Annotated in this window: 11 protein-coding genes; 2 read left to right on the top strand and 9 right to left on the bottom strand. The window is 64.1% G+C overall.

Annotated features, from left to right (window positions below; translation table 11 throughout):
- Nucleotides 1–2 precede the first annotated feature (2 nt).
- From pstC to QD208_RS01685, 3 genes are all read right to left on the bottom strand, one after another.
- On the bottom strand, nucleotides 3–1,259 hold the full coding sequence (gene pstC, locus QD208_RS01695; protein ID WP_043333977.1) for a phosphate ABC transporter permease subunit PstC: 1,257 nt from the start codon (nucleotides 1,257–1,259) through the stop codon (nucleotides 3–5).
- Nucleotides 1,260–1,387: 128 nt separating this feature from the next.
- Entirely contained in the window at nucleotides 1,388–2,404 is a 1,017-nt protein-coding gene (locus QD208_RS01690) for a substrate-binding domain-containing protein (RefSeq protein WP_043333978.1), read from the bottom strand.
- Between the two features lie 112 nt (nucleotides 2,405–2,516).
- The gene (locus tag QD208_RS01685; protein ID WP_054555389.1) at nucleotides 2,517–3,734 is read right to left on the bottom strand and encodes a Bcr/CflA family multidrug efflux MFS transporter; all 1,218 of its coding nucleotides are present in this window, start codon (nucleotides 3,732–3,734) and stop codon (nucleotides 2,517–2,519) included.
- 324 nt (nucleotides 3,735–4,058) lie between these two features.
- Between QD208_RS01685 and tal the strand changes: the two genes are divergently transcribed.
- Nucleotides 4,059–4,997, top strand: coding sequence for a transaldolase (gene tal / locus QD208_RS01680; RefSeq protein WP_043333980.1), 939 nt, complete (start codon nucleotides 4,059–4,061; stop codon nucleotides 4,995–4,997).
- A gap of 217 nt (nucleotides 4,998–5,214) precedes the next feature.
- Here tal and QD208_RS01675 read toward each other — a convergent pair whose 3' ends face one another.
- The 6 genes from QD208_RS01675 to QD208_RS01650 all read right to left on the bottom strand — a co-directional run bounded on the left by QD208_RS01675 (nucleotide 5,215) and on the right by QD208_RS01650 (nucleotide 15,633).
- A complete protein-coding gene (locus QD208_RS01675) occupies nucleotides 5,215–5,769 on the bottom strand; it encodes an STAS domain-containing protein (protein ID WP_279835418.1) in 555 nt (184 codons plus the stop codon).
- A complete protein-coding gene (locus QD208_RS01670; protein ID WP_043333982.1) occupies nucleotides 5,762–6,913 on the bottom strand; it encodes a PP2C family protein-serine/threonine phosphatase in 1,152 nt (383 codons plus the stop codon). The genes QD208_RS01675 and QD208_RS01670 overlap by 8 nt, the downstream gene beginning before the upstream one ends.
- Before the next feature lie 115 nt (nucleotides 6,914–7,028).
- Nucleotides 7,029–7,790: a VacJ family lipoprotein gene (locus QD208_RS01665; protein WP_043333983.1), complete on the bottom strand. Its 762-nt coding sequence runs from the start codon at nucleotides 7,788–7,790 to the stop codon at nucleotides 7,029–7,031.
- 135 nt (nucleotides 7,791–7,925) lie between these two features.
- Nucleotides 7,926–9,110 (bottom strand): beta-ketoacyl-ACP synthase III, encoded by a 1,185-nt coding sequence (locus tag QD208_RS01660; RefSeq protein ID WP_279835464.1) that lies wholly within the window; start codon nucleotides 9,108–9,110, stop codon nucleotides 7,926–7,928.
- A 366-nt stretch (nucleotides 9,111–9,476) separates the two neighbouring features.
- Nucleotides 9,477–13,640: an ATP-dependent RNA helicase HrpA gene (hrpA, locus tag QD208_RS01655; RefSeq protein WP_279835417.1), complete on the bottom strand. Its 4,164-nt coding sequence runs from the start codon at nucleotides 13,638–13,640 to the stop codon at nucleotides 9,477–9,479.
- 232 nt (nucleotides 13,641–13,872) lie between these two features.
- Nucleotides 13,873–15,633 (bottom strand): AMP-binding protein, encoded by a 1,761-nt coding sequence (locus tag QD208_RS01650; protein ID WP_279835416.1) that lies wholly within the window; start codon nucleotides 15,631–15,633, stop codon nucleotides 13,873–13,875.
- Nucleotides 15,634–16,153: 520 nt separating this feature from the next.
- On the opposite strand from QD208_RS01650, the gene cysK reads away from it, so the two are divergent.
- Nucleotides 16,154–17,119 (top strand): cysteine synthase A, encoded by a 966-nt coding sequence (gene cysK / locus QD208_RS01645; protein WP_043333985.1) that lies wholly within the window; start codon nucleotides 16,154–16,156, stop codon nucleotides 17,117–17,119.
- The last annotated feature ends 57 nt before the right edge of the window (nucleotides 17,120–17,176 follow it).

Below are 17,176 nucleotides of genomic sequence, written 5' to 3'. Positions count from 1 at the left end.
CCTCAGAGGTTGTTGGCGCTGTACTTCTCACGGAAGCGGCGGATCAGGACCACCGAGACCATGTTCAGCAGCAGAGTGACAACGAACAGCACCAGACCCAGCGCGAAGGCCGACAGAGTCTCGGCACTCGCGAATTCCTGGTCGCCGGTCAACGCGGCAACGATGCGCACCGTGACGGTGGTCATGTCTTCCAGCGGGTTGGCGGTCAGGTTCGGACGCATGCCCGCCGCCATCACCACGATCATCGTCTCGCCGAGGGCGCGTGACATGGCCAGCAGAGACGCGGAGATGATGCCCGGCAGCGCGGCCGGCAGGATGACGTTGCGGATGGTCTCGCCGTGGGTCATGCCCAGCGCCAGAGAGCCCTGACGCATGGTGTCCGGCACGGAAGTGATGACGTCATCGGACAGTGAGGAGATGAACGGAATGATCATGATGCCCATGACCAGACCCGGCGCCAGCGCGTTGTTGTAGGACGCCTCGATGCCCAGCGGCGAGAAGATGTCGACGATCAGCGGCGCGACGGTGATGGCGGCGAAGAAGCCGTAGACCACGGTCGGGATACCGGCGAGCACTTCCAGCACCGGCTTGGCGACGGTACGCACGCTCTCGGGGGCGAACTCCGCCATGTAGACCGCGGCGAGCAGACCGATGGGAATGGCCACCAGCATCGCGATCAGGGTGATCATGAAGGTACCGGCGAACAGCGGTACGGCACCGAAGTTGGCGGTGCTCTCGACGCCTTCACCACGGCCGGCGGCCATCTGGAAGCTGTTGCCCGGATCCCAGGTGGTGCCGGTGATGAAGGTCCAGAAGCTTTCCATCTGGAAGAAGCGGATGGCCTCGAAGATGATGGAGACCAGAATGCCGAACGTCGTGACGATGGAAATCATCGCCGCGCCGATCAACACATAACGAATGAGGGTCTCGATGGCATTGCGCGCATGGAAATCAGGCTTCACCAGGGCGAGGCCGATGACCAGGCCGACGGCTGCGACGACCAGACTGGCGATCAGCAGCTGCATGCCTTCGATATCGATATCTGCGGTGGCAATCGCAACGACGGCTGCCAGACCGACCAGCAGAGCAGGCCCTGCGCTGGAGATTGCCGTGAACCAGCCGTACTGATCCGGCTGGGCGTACATTTCAGCACCGCTGGCACGCACACGCTGTGCCTTGCTGCGGCCGCTGAAGAAGGCCACCAGGCCAGCCAGCGCCACGATGCCTATGAAGAAGAGAAAGATCTGCTGAGTCTGCATCTTTCGGGTCCCGGAGTCGCGTTGTTCACAGGGGGAAGGCTTCATGCCTTGCGAAACCCTGCGACCAGTCAAGCAAACGGGCCGGCTGCCAAGGGCAACCGGCCGCGTCAGAGGGTCAGCTGCGTTGCTTACTTCTGGAGATCGGCCAGAGTCAGCTTGGTGCGCTCAGCGACCTGCTCGCGAAGTGTGGCGCGCTCTTCCTTCGGCAACGGGATCAGACCGATGCCCTTCAGGTAGCCCAGCTCACCGATCATCTTCTCGCTCATGAACAGGTCGTTGTAGGCCTGCTGAGCCGGCACGTCATCCTTGTGCTGGTTCTTCACGTAGTAGAACAGGGAGCGGGAGACCGGGTACTCGCCAGAGGAGATGGCATCGGCTTCCGGCTGCACGCCATCGATGGAAGCACCGACGACCTTGTCAGCATTCTCTTCGAGGAAGGAGTAGCCGAAGATACCGAAGGCTTCGGTGTTCTCGACCAGCTTCTGGATGATCAGGTTGTCATTCTCGCCGGCAGCGATGTAGTGACCGTCCTGACGGATGTTGGTGTAACCCTCACCGCCGTAGCCTTCCATCTCTTCGGTGGAGACTTCCATCACCAGCTCTTCGAAGGCGTCACGAGTACCGGAAGTGGAAGGCGGCCCGTAGACGGTGATCTTGCGGTCCGGCAGGGAGGAGTCGATCTCGGACCACTTGGTGTAGGGGTTGTCGACCAGCTTGCCGTCGACCGGCACCTGAGCGGCGACCGCCAGGGTGATCTGCTCACGGGTCAGGTCGATGCTGCCATCGCGGACAGACTGGGCGAAGGCGATACCGTCGAAGCCGATCATGGCTTCGGTGATATCGGTCACGCCGTTCTCTTCACAGCGCTCGAATTCAGACGTCTTCATGCGACGAGAGGCGTTGGTGATGTCCGGGGTGCTGTCACCGACACCTTCACAGAACAGCTTCATGCCGCCGCCGGAACCGGTGGATTCGATGACCGGAGTCGGGAAATCGCTGGTGGCACCCAGCTCTTCAGCGACGTAGCTGGAGAACGGATAGACCGTGGAAGAACCCACGATGCGCAGCTGTTCACGGGCTTCTGCAGCACCAACTGATGCAGCGATGACAGCCACTGCGAGACCGGACTTGAGGAACGCCTTCATGCCTGAAACTCCTTGCGATAGGAATGAGCCAGTGAGGTGGCTTCTTGTCTACAGGGAGTACCTTGCCAAGCATTCATGACAACTGTGTGACAGTCGCCGGCTCAAGCCTTTCTCAGTCGGACGGCGTCTCATGGCGCGCCAGGGCGCGGCGCCCTGCCAGCACCCGCAGCAGAATATTGCTGACCAGCGCCGTGCCCAGCATGCCGAGAATCATCGGCCACAGGCTGTCCATCGCCAGACCTGCGATCAGCATGCCGATCACGGCGCCACTGGCAAACTGCATGCTGCCGATCAGCGCATTGGCCGTGGCGCTGATGCGCGGGAAATACTCCAGCGCCGAGGAGATCGCGTTGGGCGCCACCATGCCGTTGGCCCCGACGAACACCATCAGCAGCGGTGCGATGACGTAGAGCAGGTCCAGCCCCAGTGCCAGCGCCGATACCAGCAGGATGGCGGCAGACAGCTGGATACCGATGCCGATGCGCAGCAGACGCGGCGGCGACAGGCGTGACAGCAGGCGCACGTTGAGACGGTTGGCGGTGAACATGAACAGGATGTTGGCGCCGAACAGCACCGGGTACCAGGCGGCCGTCACTCCGAAATGCTGCATATAGACGTAGGGCGACGCGGTGATGAAGGCGAACATGCCACCGAAGCCCATCGCCTGCGTCAGCGCATAGCCCATCGCCGGCCCGTGGCGCAGCACGCTGGCATAGTCACGCGCGACCTGCAGGAGGCTGGCCGGCGGCTCGTCCGCCTCACGCTTGCGTCGGGTCTCGGGCAAGCGCAGCGGCAGCACCACCAGCAGGAAGGCGGCATAGGCGGCCAGGAAGGCGAAGATCAGCCACCAGCCCGCCATGCCCAGCAGCAGACTGCCGATGGCAGGCGCGATCAAGGGCGCCAGCATCATGATCACCGCGACGGTGGACAGCACCTTGGCCGCCTCGCGGCCACTGAAGCAGTCGCGCACGATCGCCGAGGAATTGACCACCGAGGCGCCGCCGCCCAGCGCCTGCAGGAAGCGCAGCGCATAGAGCCCCTCGAGGCTCTCGACCTGGGTGATGGCCAGACTCGCCAGCAGGAAGACGAAGATGCCTGACAGCAGGACCGGCTTGCGCCCGATACGGTCTGACAGCGGGCCGAAGATCAGCTGCCCCAGCGAGAAGCCGAGCAGGAAGACCGACAGCGACAGCTCCGTATGGTGCACCGTGGTCGCCAGGTCTTCTGCCATGGCCGGCAATGCCGGCAGATAGGCATCGATGGCCAATGGAGCCAGGGCCGTATTGGCCGCGACCAGCAAGGCCAGCTGACGGGTTTGACGCTTGTCCACATCCCCTCCTGCAATCGTTTGTCGATGGTATGTCCACGTGCCGAAAACGCCACGCCCTTGCCGTCAGATGACGACAGTGGGCGCGCCGCCGCACAATTGATACAGTTGACCTACACAGGTGACGAATGTCACATCACGCTGATGAAATCCCCGCGGATCATCCACTTGGGGCGATCGGCCCGAGATGTCTTCACAGCCGGCAGGCGTGGGTGCACACTCGGTGGCAGCGCTCGCTCCGGCGGCCCCTGCCCTTCACCTCTTGCCTTATTCATGAGGGCCACTCACCCCTTCGGGTGGCTCACGCTCAGTACAGGAAACTCTTGCATGGCACAGGACAAGCTCTCCCAACTCAAGGAAATGACCACCGTCGTCGCCGACACCGGTGACCTCGAGGCCATTCGTCGCTTCGCGCCCACTGATGCTACCACCAACCCGTCACTGATCCTGCAGGCCGCTCAGGACCCGTCACGTCGCGAGCGCCTGACCGAAGTCGCGCGCAAGGCCACCGACATCGATGATGCCGTCGACGCCGTGGCCGTGGATATCGGTACCGAGATCGCCGGCCTGGTGCCGGGCTATGTCTCCACCGAGGTCAGCGCCCGTCTGTCCTTCGATGCCGACGAGACCATCCGTCGCGCGCATCGCATCATCGAGCGCTACGCCGCCAATGGCGTCGGTCAGGAACGCATCCTGATCAAGACCGCCTCTACCTGGGAAGGCATTCGCGCCGCCGAGAAGCTCGAGCGCGAAGGCATCCGCACCAACCTGACGCTGCTGTTCAGCTTCGCCCAGGCCCAGGCCTGTGCCGATGCCGGCGTGACGCTGATCTCGCCCTTCGTCGGTCGTATCCTCGACTGGCACAAGGCCAATCAGCCGGACGCCGACTTCAGCGGCGACAACGACCCGGGCGTGAAGTCGGTCAAGGCCATCTACGAGCACTACAAGGGTCACGGCTACAAGACCATCGTGATGGGCGCCAGCTTCCGCAACACCGGCGAGATCGAAGCGCTGGCCGGCTGTGACCGCCTGACCATCTCGCCGGCACTGCTGGGTGAGCTGGCCGAGAGCACCGGCCCGCTGGAACGTCGCCTGCTGGCCGCCGATGCCGAGCAGAACGTGCCGGAAGTGCTGACCGAGTCCAACTTCCGCTGGGACATGAACGAAGATGCCATGGCCACCGAGAAGATGGGCGAAGGTATCCGCAAGTTCATGGCCGATCAGCGCAAGCTCGAGACTCTGCTGGCCGAACTGCGCAGCCACTGAGCCTGAGGGGCAATGCCCGGAACTGACCATCGCCAGCGAGCCTGACGTACCCAAGGCAGCTGGCTACAGAGACCGAGCATAGCGCCGATGATGAGCTCTTGTTAAGCAAGAGCTCATTGAATGGCCAAGGCAACAAAAAGCGCCTGCCGTATTTCACGGCAGGCGCTTTTTTGTGCTTTCAGCAGCGTGCTGTCAGGCTCAACGTCCCAGCGCGCCTTCAGTGCGGCTGGCGATGCTCCTCGCTTTCCAGCAGCTCGATCAGCGGCTGGAACTCCAGGCGGTTGTGGCCGTTCAGGCACATCAGCAGCCGGTGAGCCTCGAGAATGCGTCCGCGCAGCTCCTGTTCCTGCTGGGGCGAGACATCGGCGTCATCCTGAGACTCGTTCAGCGCTGGCGCATTGCAGCAGGAAGCCCCGTCCAGATCGGCCTGGTCCGCCTCCGGCAGGCTGCCGGCGTCCACGACACTGGCCACCTCGTCGAACCCCATCACCTTGAGCATGGTCAGCACGTCGGGATGGGCAGCCACCACCTGCGCCGGCATCACCAGCCGGTCGCGGACCGCCAGCGCCAGCTTGGCCAGAAAGCCCAGTGCGGTGGAATCGACATTGGTCGCTTCGCGCAGATCGATGATCACGCTTTCCAGTCCCTCAACCGCAGCCACGCGCTGTACCTGCTGATCCAGCGTGGCACACAGCGTCAGGCGTACATCACCGGATAGCTTGAGCACGAACAGGCCGTCTTCGAACACGGCCTGGATACGTCCTTCATCCATCATGGAATCCTGTCAGCGTCATCAAGGTAAGGTCATCCGGCAGCTCGCCATCCAGCGCCAGTCCACGACGCAATCCTTGCACATCCTCACTGCTCAGAATCCGTTGATGCAGTGCTCGAGTCCTGTCCTCCAGTGCCTCGCCCGGCAGGCATTCCAGTACACCATCACTGGCCAGCCACAGACGGAAGCGCTCAGGAAGCGCCACACGATACGCTGGATAGCGGGTGTCTGGGAAGAGCCCCACCGGCCGACCGCTGCCTTCCAGCTCACGCAGCTCGCCGTCGGGCGTGACCAGTACCGGCATCGGCAGCTGGGCGCCCAGGGTGTAATGCAGCGTGCGCGTGTCACGGTCCATCACACCACACATCACCGTGGCATGCTTGCCGATACCACTGTCGATCAGTTCACGGTTGAGCAGTGCCAGCCACTCGGGGCCGAAGGTTTCCGGCGTATGTTCCTCCCAGTGGCGGATCGCCCGTGCGAACAACAGCTTGAGCAGCACGGTCACGAAGGCCGACGAGGCGCCATGACCGGAGACATCCGCAAAGTAGAACAGGCTGAAGCGTTCGTCGATCGCCTGATACTCGAGGAAGTCACCCGACAGATACAGCGACGGCGACAGGCAGTATTCATAACTGACGCCATTGATGTGCTGCCCGCTCTGGGGCAGCAGACGCTGCTGGATCTGGCCACCGGCCTGCTGGTCCTGACGCAGCAGCGCCAGATGCGTCTCCAGGTGCTCGTTGAGCTCCTCGAGGCGCGCGCGTGCCTTGGCGTGCTCATGGGCCAGCTGGTGATGCTCCGCCGCCCGCTTGAGCAGGCTGCGCAATACCGAGCCATGCTCGCGCGGCGAGATGAGGTAATCGACCAGCCCGGCCTCCACCGCCGGCAGCAGGCATTCATCGCCACGGCTCTCGGCCACCACCACCGTCGGCAGGCGCTCGGCCAGACGCGCCCACTCATGACTGGAAACGGCCTCGACATGCGCGACCACCACCGCCACCCCGCTGGGCAGTGTCGCGATGCCATCACAGGCCGCCACCGCACAGCGTTCATCCGTCAACAGGTTCGCCAGCGCATCACGCCGCGAGCCGGGAAGATCAATCAGACCGATCAACAGACGCTTGCCTTGCTCATCCGCCATGCCAACCCCTCATTCCCGTCCTTACTGCCATCCACTCGCAGTCTTGATGCTGCTTGCCCTCGCGACCGGCACCACTGAGCATTCACGGTACCGGTCGCCTGCTGCGGGTGACGCGTTACTGGCTGTCATCTTCCGGTGCGAAGGCACCGTCGAGATCGGCATCATCGAAGCTGTCGCTGGCGAAGGGATCATCGCCCAGCTTGCCATCGTTGATCTCGAAGTTGCGGCGCTGCAGGTAGGCATCACGAATGAAGCTGTAGCGATCGCCCTGGATCAGCTTCTCCTGCTCGAGCAGACCGGCACGGGTATCGACCAGATCCAGCGCCTTCAGGCCGTAACGCACCTTGTCGTCTTCGACGTAGTTGACGGGATCAGCGAAGTAATCCACCGGCATGCCCGCGGTATCACGCACGGTACTCGGACCGAACAGCGGCAGCACGAGATACGGCCCCTGCCCTGCGCCCCAGACGGCGAGGGTCTGACCGAAGTCTTCCTCGTCCACTGTCCAGCCAAGCTCGCTGGCCGGGTCGAACAGGCCGCCGATGCCGACGGTGGAGTTGAGCAGCAGACGGCCGGTGGAGACACCGGCGTTGGCCCACTTCCACTGCAGCACCGAGTTGAACATGGTGCTGACCTCTCCCAGATTGGAGAAGAAGTTGCCCACGCCATCCTGTACCAGCTCCGGCGTCACATAGTCATAGCCCTGCGCGACCGGCTTGAGGGCATAGCGGTCCAGGGTGTCATTGAAGGTATAGACGTTACGGTTGAAGCCCTCCCAGGGGTCCTGAGGGTTCGGCTCGCTGTCTCCGGTGCTGGCGCAACCCGCCAGCAGGGACATGGCCAGCAGTGCCGGCAGGGAAGTCTTGATCGTGTGCATCTCGTCACCTGTAAGTCTATTGGATTCCTGCAGCGGTCCTTGCCACATCCCTGGCTGTCAGGTCCGGTCTTCTTTATACGTTCCGCGCCCGCCAAGAGCCAGCACAGGCCACGTGGATTCGCGCAATGTCCTGCTTCAACCGCAGCGTTTTAGCAGCACGCTGCCGGCACTGTAGCCTGCCCCGAAAGAACACAATACCCCCAGGCTCCCCGGCGCCAGATCAGCGTGATGGAGATGGAAGGCGATCACCGAGCCCGCGGAGCTGGTATTGGCGTAGCGATCGAGAATGATCGGCGCTTCCTCGCTCGACGGGTCACGCCCCAGCACGCGCCGCGCGATCATGTCGTTCATGTGGCGGTTGGCCTGGTGCAGCCACATGCGATCAAGATCACCGCCGTCTGCCTCGATCTCGCCCAGATGGGTGGTGATCAGCTCGGCCACCATCGGGCAGACCTCGCGGAAGACGCGCCGCCCTTCCTGGATGAACAGCTTGTCATCGGCCTTTACACGATAGCTTGCGCTGTCGAGTGTCATCGCGGATGCCACGTCGTCCTCAAGCACTGCCGTGCGATTGAGGAAGCCGAAATTGTTGCGTATCGCGTTGGAGAAGCGCGTCACCAGACGCGTGCCGAGCACCTCGAAGCCATCGGTGCGCGTGGCGACATCCGCCGCTTCCAGCACCACGGCCGTGCAAGCATCCCCGAAGATGAAGTGGCTGTCACGGTCGCGGAAGTTGAGATGCGCACTGCAGATCTCCGGATTGACCATCAGCACACGCTTGGCGCTGCCGCTGCGAATCGCGTTGGCGGCGGTCTCGATGCCGAAGGTGGCGGAGCTGCACGCCACGTTCATGTCGAAGGCATAGCCACCGGCCTCAAGCGCGGCCTGCAGTTCCACCGCCACCGCCGGATAGGGGCGCTCGAGGTTGGAACAGGCCACGATGACCAGATCCAGGTCCGCGGCGTTGACGCCCGCCGCCGTCAGCGCTTCACGCGCGGCCGCCACGCCCATCTCGCACTGCACCGAGGGCTGGTCATTGGCGCGCGCCGGCAGGCGTGGGCGCATGCGCTCCGGGTCGAGAATGCCCTCGGCATCCAGCACGTAGCGGCTGTGGATACCCGAGGCCTTGACGATGAATTCGGCGCTGGACTCGGTGCGCGCCTCTCGCTCACCACGTGCGATGGCGTCGGCATTGGCGACATTGTCCGCCGCCCCCCAGGCATTGAAGGACGCCACCAATGCCTCGTTGCTGATGGCATTGGGCGGCGTATAGAGCCCGCTGCCGGTGATCAGTACGCGATGATTGCCGCTGGCGCTCATGGACTGACCGGCGTTGGCGTGTTGCGTATCGGCAGCGTGATCATTGTCATTGTTTGGCATGCATCCACTCCTGACAGTGCTATCCCGCGGGATATCACCAGAATTGAGCGGGGCACGACCCGGCGCCGCGTCGTCATGCCCCATGTTCAGTGTACGCTGTCTCGGCGATTCCAGGCGCCCGAGTCAGCATTTGTCGGGCGATCACAGTGAATGCTTAAACAGCAATTCCTGTCTGCAGCTTGGGCCATCCCGCCGCGGCACGCCTCCACGTACCGGTCACGCAAGCCCCTGATGCCACGCACAGCGCCCTGGAATGGCCCCAGCCAAGGCAGAGCTTCAGCCAAGACAGAGCTCAGCCTCAGGACATCAGCGGCGCGCCATCAGCTCCTGCCAGCGCTTCTCGAGGCGTTTGGCGGAGACGGTCTCCAGGGTGCCGAGCTGCTGGGCAAACAGCGAGACGCGCAGTTCCTGCAGCCACCAGCCGAACTCTTCCAGCTCCGCATCCGGCAGCCCCTGCTCGCGCGCCTTGCTCAGGCGGGCATCAAGGCGGGATTCGAAGCCCTTGACCTCCTCCATGTCACGCTGGTCGCGCATGCGCTCACGCGGCGCCTTGTCGAGACGGATCAGCATCGCCTCCACATAGCGCGGCAGCTGATGCAGCCATTCACCGGAGGCCTGGATGAAGCCCGGTGTGATCAGGCGCGCCTGCTGGGCCTTGAGATCAGTCACCACCAGCGCCATCGAGAAGTCGATCTTGCCCTTGAGGCGCTTGGAAAGCTCCAGATGCTGTTTGAGCGCGGCCTCCAGCGGCTTGAGCAGCGCCTCGGCGTGCGGCACCAGCTCGGCCCGCCTGTCATCGAGACGCGCCTGCAGCTCGCTGCGCGAACGCGGCAGCGGCTCGACGGCCATCACCTGCTCGAAGACGCTGTAGATGAAGTCATCCGCCAGCTGGCGACGCGTGCCGACCTTGGCGAACAGCAGCGCACAGCGCTCCAGCGCCTTGAGGTCACGGTCCAGATAGCGCACCTGGTCGGGCAGGCGTGCCATCGCCAGACGCGTGATGCCATCACGGTGCGCGGCGGCGGCCTTGGCCGGATGATCGAACAGCTCCACGCTCAGATTCTGCTCGACCTGAGCCGTCGCGCTGGCAGGCGCATGGCTTGACGGCGCGCTGTTCTTGCCGGTCTTGCGCGCCAGCTTGCGCTGCTTGGCGCTCATGCCGCTGTCAGCAGGCGCCGCCTTCACCACCAGCGCCGGGTAGGCCTCGACGCGGATGCCCGCCTGGGTGGTGCTGTGCGAGGTGGCGATCGGCGTTTCCGGCAGATCTTCCAGTACTTCGCTGTCGGCTTCACGGCTGCGGTTGGCCATCGCCCGCGCGGCGGCCGCGGCCGAGTCCTTGAAGCGTGCTTCCAAGGCTTCGAGATCACGCCCTTCGCCCAGCACCTTGCCGTCCTGATCGACGATGCGCAGGTTCATCTTCAGGTGCGGTTCCAGCGTTTCGGGCGCCCAGGCATCCTGCGGCAGGCGCAGGCCAGTCTTGACGCGCATGAACTCGGCCAGCGCATCGGTCAGCGGCACGTCGTCCGGGGTCAGCGCCTCAAGTGCGGCATCGACCCAGTTGGGAATCGGCACCACCTGCTTGCGGTACTGCTTGGGCAGCGACTTCATCAGCGCGATGGCCTTGTCGCGCAACAGCCCCGGCACCAGCCATTCGATGCGATAGCGCGGCAGCTGCGAGAGCATCGCCGCCGGCACGATCATCGTCACGCCGTCATCCACCGCACCGGGCGCGAAGTGATAGCTCAGCGGATAGGCGACGCTGTTGTGGTGCAGCTGTTCGGGGTAGCGCGCGACGGTGACTTCCTCGGCGTCGCGCGCCATCAGGTCGTCGAGATTCAGATGCAGGACATCGGGGTTGTCGCGCTCGGCCTCCTTGCGCCACTTGTCGAAGCTGCGCCCGTTGTAGATGCCTTCCGGAATCCGCTCGGCATAGAAGGCGAACAGCGTCTCTTCGTCGACGAGGATGTCCCGCTTGCGCGCGCGGTCCTCAAGCTCACCGACCTCATCCATCAGGCCGCGATTGTGGGCGAAGAACGGCGCACGGGTCTGGAATTCGCCCTCGACCAGCGCGCGGCGAATGAACAGCTCGCGAGACTCTTCCGGCGCCAGCGGGCCGTAATGCACCTTGCGCGCGGTGACGATGGGCAGCCCGAACAGGGTCACCTGCTCACTGGCGACCACCTGGGCACGCTTCATCTCCCAGTGCGGCTCGCTGTAGCTGCGCTTGACCAGATGCTCGGCCAGCGGCTCGACCCACTCGGGCTTGATCGCCGCGACCTGACGCGCGTAGAGCTTGGTGGTCTCGACCATCTCGGCCGCCATCACCCACTTGGGCGACTTCTTGGCCACACCGGAGCCCGGGTGAACGAAGAAGCGTCGGTTGCGCGCGCCGAGATACTCGCGATTTTCCTGCTTGAGGCCAAGATTGGAGAGCAGCCCGGTCAACAGCGCGCGATGCAGTGATTCGTGATCGATGGCCACCGACGGACGGCGGCCCTGCCCCGGTGAGGCCAGTACCCGCGCGGTGACCTCGGCCTGCGCCTCGGCGTCGCGCTCGTGCTGGGCGCTGGTCATCTCCAGCCCCAGGTCGCGCGTCAGCTGCTTGAGCTGGCGGAAGGTGTCATGCCACTCGCGCAGGCGTAGATAGTTGAGGAAGCGCGCCTTGCACCAGCGGCGCAGCGGGTTGGCACCCAGCGCATCCCGCGCCAGTTCGAAGCCTTCCCACAGATTCAGCCAGCTGACGAAGTCGGAGTTGTCGTCATCCCACTCATGGTGGACCTGATCAGCCTGCTGGCGCTTGTCGGCAGGGCGCTCGCGCGGGTCCTGGATCGACAGCGCGCTGACGATGATCAGCACTTCACGCAGGCAGCCGCGCGAGGCGCCCTCAAGCACCATGCGCGCCAGACGCGGGTCGATGGGCAGACGCGCCAGGGTGCGGCCATCACGGCTCAGTCGGTTGTGTTCATCCACCGCGCCCAGTTCGCGCAGCAGGCGGAAGCCATCGGTGACGAAGCGCGAATCCGGCGCATCGACGAAGGGAAACTTCTCGATGTCGCCCAGCTTGAGCGACAGCATCGACAGGATCACCGAGGCCAGATTGGTGCGCTGGATTTCCGGCTCGGTGTATTCCGGGCGCGCGAGGAAGTCCTCCTCGCTGTAGAGGCGGATGCACAGGCCTTCGGCGATACGCCCGCAGCGGCCCTTGCGCTGGTTGGCGCTGGCCTGGCTGATCGGTTCCACCGGCAGACGCTGGATCTTGGAGCGATAGCTGTAGCGGCTGATGCGCACCAGGCCCGGGTCGATCACGTAGCGGATGCCCGGCACGGTCAGCGAGGTCTCGGCGACATTGGTGGCCAGCACGATGCGGCGGCCACGATGCGGCTGGAAGACGCGGTTCTGCTCTTCGTTGGAGAGGCGCGCGTACAGTGGTAGCACCTCGGTATCACGCAGCTGGGCGCGACGCAGGGTGTCAGCGGTGGCGCGGATCTCGCGCTCGCCGGGCAGAAAGATCAACACGTCACGCGGGCCCTGCATCCAGCCCTTCTCGCGCTCGATCACCGACAGCTCTTCCACCGCGCGCAGGATGCCTTCCTGCAGGCTGAGGTCTTCCTCATCCTCGGCATCGCGCACCAGCGGCAGGTACTGGGTCTCGACCGGGAAGTTGCGCCCGCTGACCGAGACGATGGGCGCCGGCGTGCCATCCTGGGCCGCGAAGTGCTGACTGAAGCGCTCCACGTCGATGGTCGCCGAGGTGATGATGATCTTGAGGTCCGGACGGCGCGCGGTGAGACGCTTGAGGTAACCGAGCAGGAAGTCGATGTTCAGACTGCGCTCGTGGGCCTCATCGATGATGATCGCCTCGTAGCGGCTCAGGTCCGGGTCATGCTGGGTTTCCGCCAGGAGGATACCGTCGGTCATCAGCTTGATCAGCGTCGACGGGCCGGTGGTGTCGTTGAAGCGCACCTGATACCCGACCGTCTCGCCGAGTGTCGTCTCGAGCTCCTCGGCCAGACGCGCCGCCACCGAGCGCGCCGCCAGACGGCGTGGCTGGGTGTGGCCGATCAGGCCGTTGCGTCCCAGCCCCATCTCCAGACACAGCTTGGGCAGCTGGGTGGTCTTGCCCGAGCCTGTCTCACCGGCGACCACCACGATCTGATGTTCGGCAAGCGCGGCGAGGATGTCTTCGCGACGCTCCACCACCGGCAGTTCCGGCGGATAGTTGAGCGCGGCGGGTGTCTGCCAGCGTGCCAGTGCCGTCTCGCGCGCGGCGCGCTGGGCGATGCTCGCCTCCAGGCGGCTCTCGATGTCGTTGATGGCACGATCGACCGGCTTGCCTTCCTTGAGACGCCGCCGCAGGCCAGCCAGGCGCTTGCCCAGTTCGCGCTGATCACGGCTCAGGGCGCGTTCAAGGCGAGCCGCGAGGGCTTCAAGACGCGCATGTTCGGACGGTGCGGTAGCGGTGTCGCTCAAGGACTGCCTCTTCTCAACCAGCGACCACACGCCACGCGCGCAGCCGGAAACTCTCGGGAATTCAGCCTCACGCTCGCCTGCACGAGGCAGCAAGCCATGACGCCTGAATGACAAAACGGCCCGTCAACAAGTGACGGGCCGTCCATTGTAGCCCTGCGCGTAGCCGCGCCCAACCTTGGCGGCGCTTGTTCCCTGCCACGCCGCCGGCTCAGCGCTGCCCTCAGTACTGTCCTCAGTGCTCGCGTAGCGGCGTATTGCCACCGCTCTCTTCGCTGTCGCGCAGCTCACGGCGCAGCACCTTGCCGACGTTGGTCTTGGGCAGTTCATCGCGGAATTCGACGAAGCGCGGCACCTTGTAGCCGGTCAGCTGCTCCTTGCACCAGCTGCGCAGGCTGTCGCGATCCAGATCCGGGTTGCTTGAGACCACGAACAGCTTGATCGCCTCGCCGCTCTGCTCGTCCGGCACGCCCACGGCCGCCGCCTCGACGATATCCGGATGGCCGCTGACCACGTCCTCGATCTCGTTGGGGAACACATTGAAGCCGGAGACGATGATCATGTCCTTCTTGCGATCGACGATGCGCACGAAGTCATCTTGCTGGATGACCGCGATATCGCCGGTGCGGATGAAGCCCTCGTCATCCATCGCCTCACGCGTGGCATCGTCACGCTGCCAGTAGCCCTTCATCACCTGGGGGCCGCGCACGCACAACTCGCCCGGCGCATCACGCCCCAGCGTCACGCCATCGGCGTCCACCACCTTGAGCTCGGTGCCCGGCACCGGCTTGCCGATGGTACCCAGCTGCAGCTCACGCGGCGGATTGAAGCTGACGATGGGCGAGGTCTCGGTCATGCCGTAGCCCTCGGCGATCGGGCAGCCGGTGACGGCTTCCCAGCGTTCGGCCGCGCTGCGCGTCAGCGCCATGCCGCCGGAGATGGTCAGCTTGAGACTCGAGAAGTCCAGCGCCTTGAAGTCATCACGCTGACACAGCGCCGAGAACAGCGTGTTGAGGCCGACGAAGGCGGTGAACGGTGTCCTGGCCAGTGTCTTGATGAAGCCATCGATATCGCGCGGATTGGTGATCAGCACGCTGTGGTTGCCGCTCTCCATGCTGTAGAGGCAATTCACCGTGAAGGTATAGATGTGATAGACCGGCAGCGGCGCGATCAGCACCTCCTGGCCTTCATTGAGCACATCACTGATCACGCCACGCGCCTGCAGCATGTTGGCGACCAGATTGCGGTGGGTCAGCATGGTGCCCTTGGCGACGCCGGTGGTACCGCCGGTGTACTGCAGCGCGGCGATGTCCTCGGGCTGGCGCGTGACACGCGTGTGCGAGAGCCCCGCCCCGCGCTTGAGCACGTCACGTAGGCCGTGTGCGTCGGGCAGGTGGTACTTCGGCACCATCTTCTTGACGTAGCGCACCGCCAGATTGATCAGCGGACGCTTGGGGAAGTCATGCAGGTCACCGATCTCGGTGATGATGACCTCCTCGATGTCGGTGCGCTTGAGCACCTTCTCGAGCTTGTCCGCCATGTTGGCCAGAATCACGATGGCGCGGGCGCCGGAGTCATGGAACTGGTGCTGCATCTCGCGCTCGGTGTAGAGCGGGTTGGTGTTGACCACCACCAGACCGGCGCGCAGCGCGCCGAATACCGCCACCGGGAACTGCAGCAGGTTCGGCAGCTGGATGGCGATGCGGTCACCGGGCTCAAGGCCGGTCTCGTGTTCCAGCCAGGCGGCGAAATTGCGCGACAAGCGGTCCACATCGGCGTAGCTGAGCGTCTTGTCCATGCAGCTGAAGGCTGGACGCTCGGCATAGTTGGCGCAGCTGGCCTCGAAGACCTCGAGAATCGAGGGGTAATCCTCGAGACCGGACAACGGCTCACCGCTGACGATCAGGTTGGCGTCCCCGGTCACGGGGCCAGCGTGATCAGACGCCTTGTCGGCTTCCGGGTCTGCCGAGGCGTTGGCAGGATTGGCATCATGCATGGCTTGGGCTCCATGACTGCATTCGTCTGCTGGATCGTGGCCGGGCGCGGAGTCTTTCACTGGCAGCCACAGGCGAGAATTCAGCACTTGTTGTTATCAGGACGTCACGCCCACATGTGAACAATGACATGAATGACGGCGTGATGGGGAAAAGGACGGCGCGACAACGCGCGCGCAGGTGCCGGCAATACACCGACGACACCCCGGCAAGAACCTCCAGGGCCGCCGCGCTTCACCTTAACCAGTCAGGCCAATGATGTAAAACGACCGATTGAAACCATCGTTCACATCCGAAAAAGTCTCGTTAAATCAGATCACTACTCTTGTACGACCTTGGTCAGAGGCTAGCCACGACTGCCAACCTTGCCATGTCGTTATGCGCTTCAGGCCTTTGAGTCGCGCTCGGCTAGCCCTTAACCTTATGCTCATGCAGTCGCGACAGCCGTTGCTGAGCATCATCACTTCACTCAAGCAGCGGGCATGCTCGCTGTCTAGCCGCCAGATACCCAGAGGACCTCGCATGGCCAAGATCTATCAGGACAACTCGCAAGCCATCGGCAATACGCCGCTGGTCAAGATCAACCGCCTCAGCAGCCATCCACGCCTGTACGCCAAGGTGGAAGCCCGCAACCCGGCGTTCTCGGTCAAGTGCCGTATCGGTGCCAGCATGGTGTGGGACGCCGAAGAACGCGGCGTGCTCAAGCCGGGCATGGAGATCATCGAGCCGACCTCCGGCAATACCGGTATCGCGCTGGCCTTCGTCGGCGCGGCGCGTGGCTACCCCGTCACCCTGACCATGCCCTCCTCCATGAGCATGGAACGCCGCAAGGTGCTGAAATCCCTCGGCGCCAACCTGGTGCTGACCGACCCGGCCAAGGGCATGCAGGGCGCCATCGACAAGGCCTGCGAGCTGCAGAAGGCCGAGCCGGAACGCTACTTCCTGCCGCAGCAGTTCTCCAACCCGGCCAACCCGCGCATCCACGAAGAGACCACCGGTCCGGAGCTGTGGGACGCGCTGGATGGCGAGATGGACGTGCTGGTGGCGGGCGTCGGGACCGGCGGCACCATCAGCGGCATCGCCCGCTACTTCAAGACGGTGCGCGGCCAGTCACTCGAAGCCGTGGCGGTGGAGCCGGCGGAATCCGCCATCATCACTCAGCGCATGCAGGGCGAGTCGATCACGCCGGCCCCGCACAAGATCCAGGGCATCGGTGCCAACTTCATTCCCGACAACCTGGACCTGGCGCTGATCGACCGCGTCGAGCCGGTCGCCAGTGAAGACGCCATGGCCATGGCGCGTCGCATCATGCAGGAAGAAGGCATCATGTGCGGCATCTCCTGCGGTGCGGCGATGACCGCGGCGCTGCGTCTGGCGGAAGACCCGGCCTACGCCGACAAGTCCATCGTCGTCATCCTGCCGGACAGCGGCGAGCGCTACCTGTCCTCGCCGATGTTCGCCGGCATGTTCGACGACGTCGAAGGCTGAGCCTCACGCATTGACCAGGCAAAAGCCGCAAACACGAAGGGCCGCGATTGCGGCCCT

Origin of the sequence: Cobetia sp. 29-18-1 (assembly GCF_029846405.1) — a bacterium.
Classification (GTDB): domain Bacteria; phylum Pseudomonadota; class Gammaproteobacteria; order Pseudomonadales; family Halomonadaceae; genus Cobetia; species Cobetia amphilecti.
Note: the sequence above shows the minus strand (reverse complement) of the source record. Positions and strands in the feature narration are given on the sequence as shown.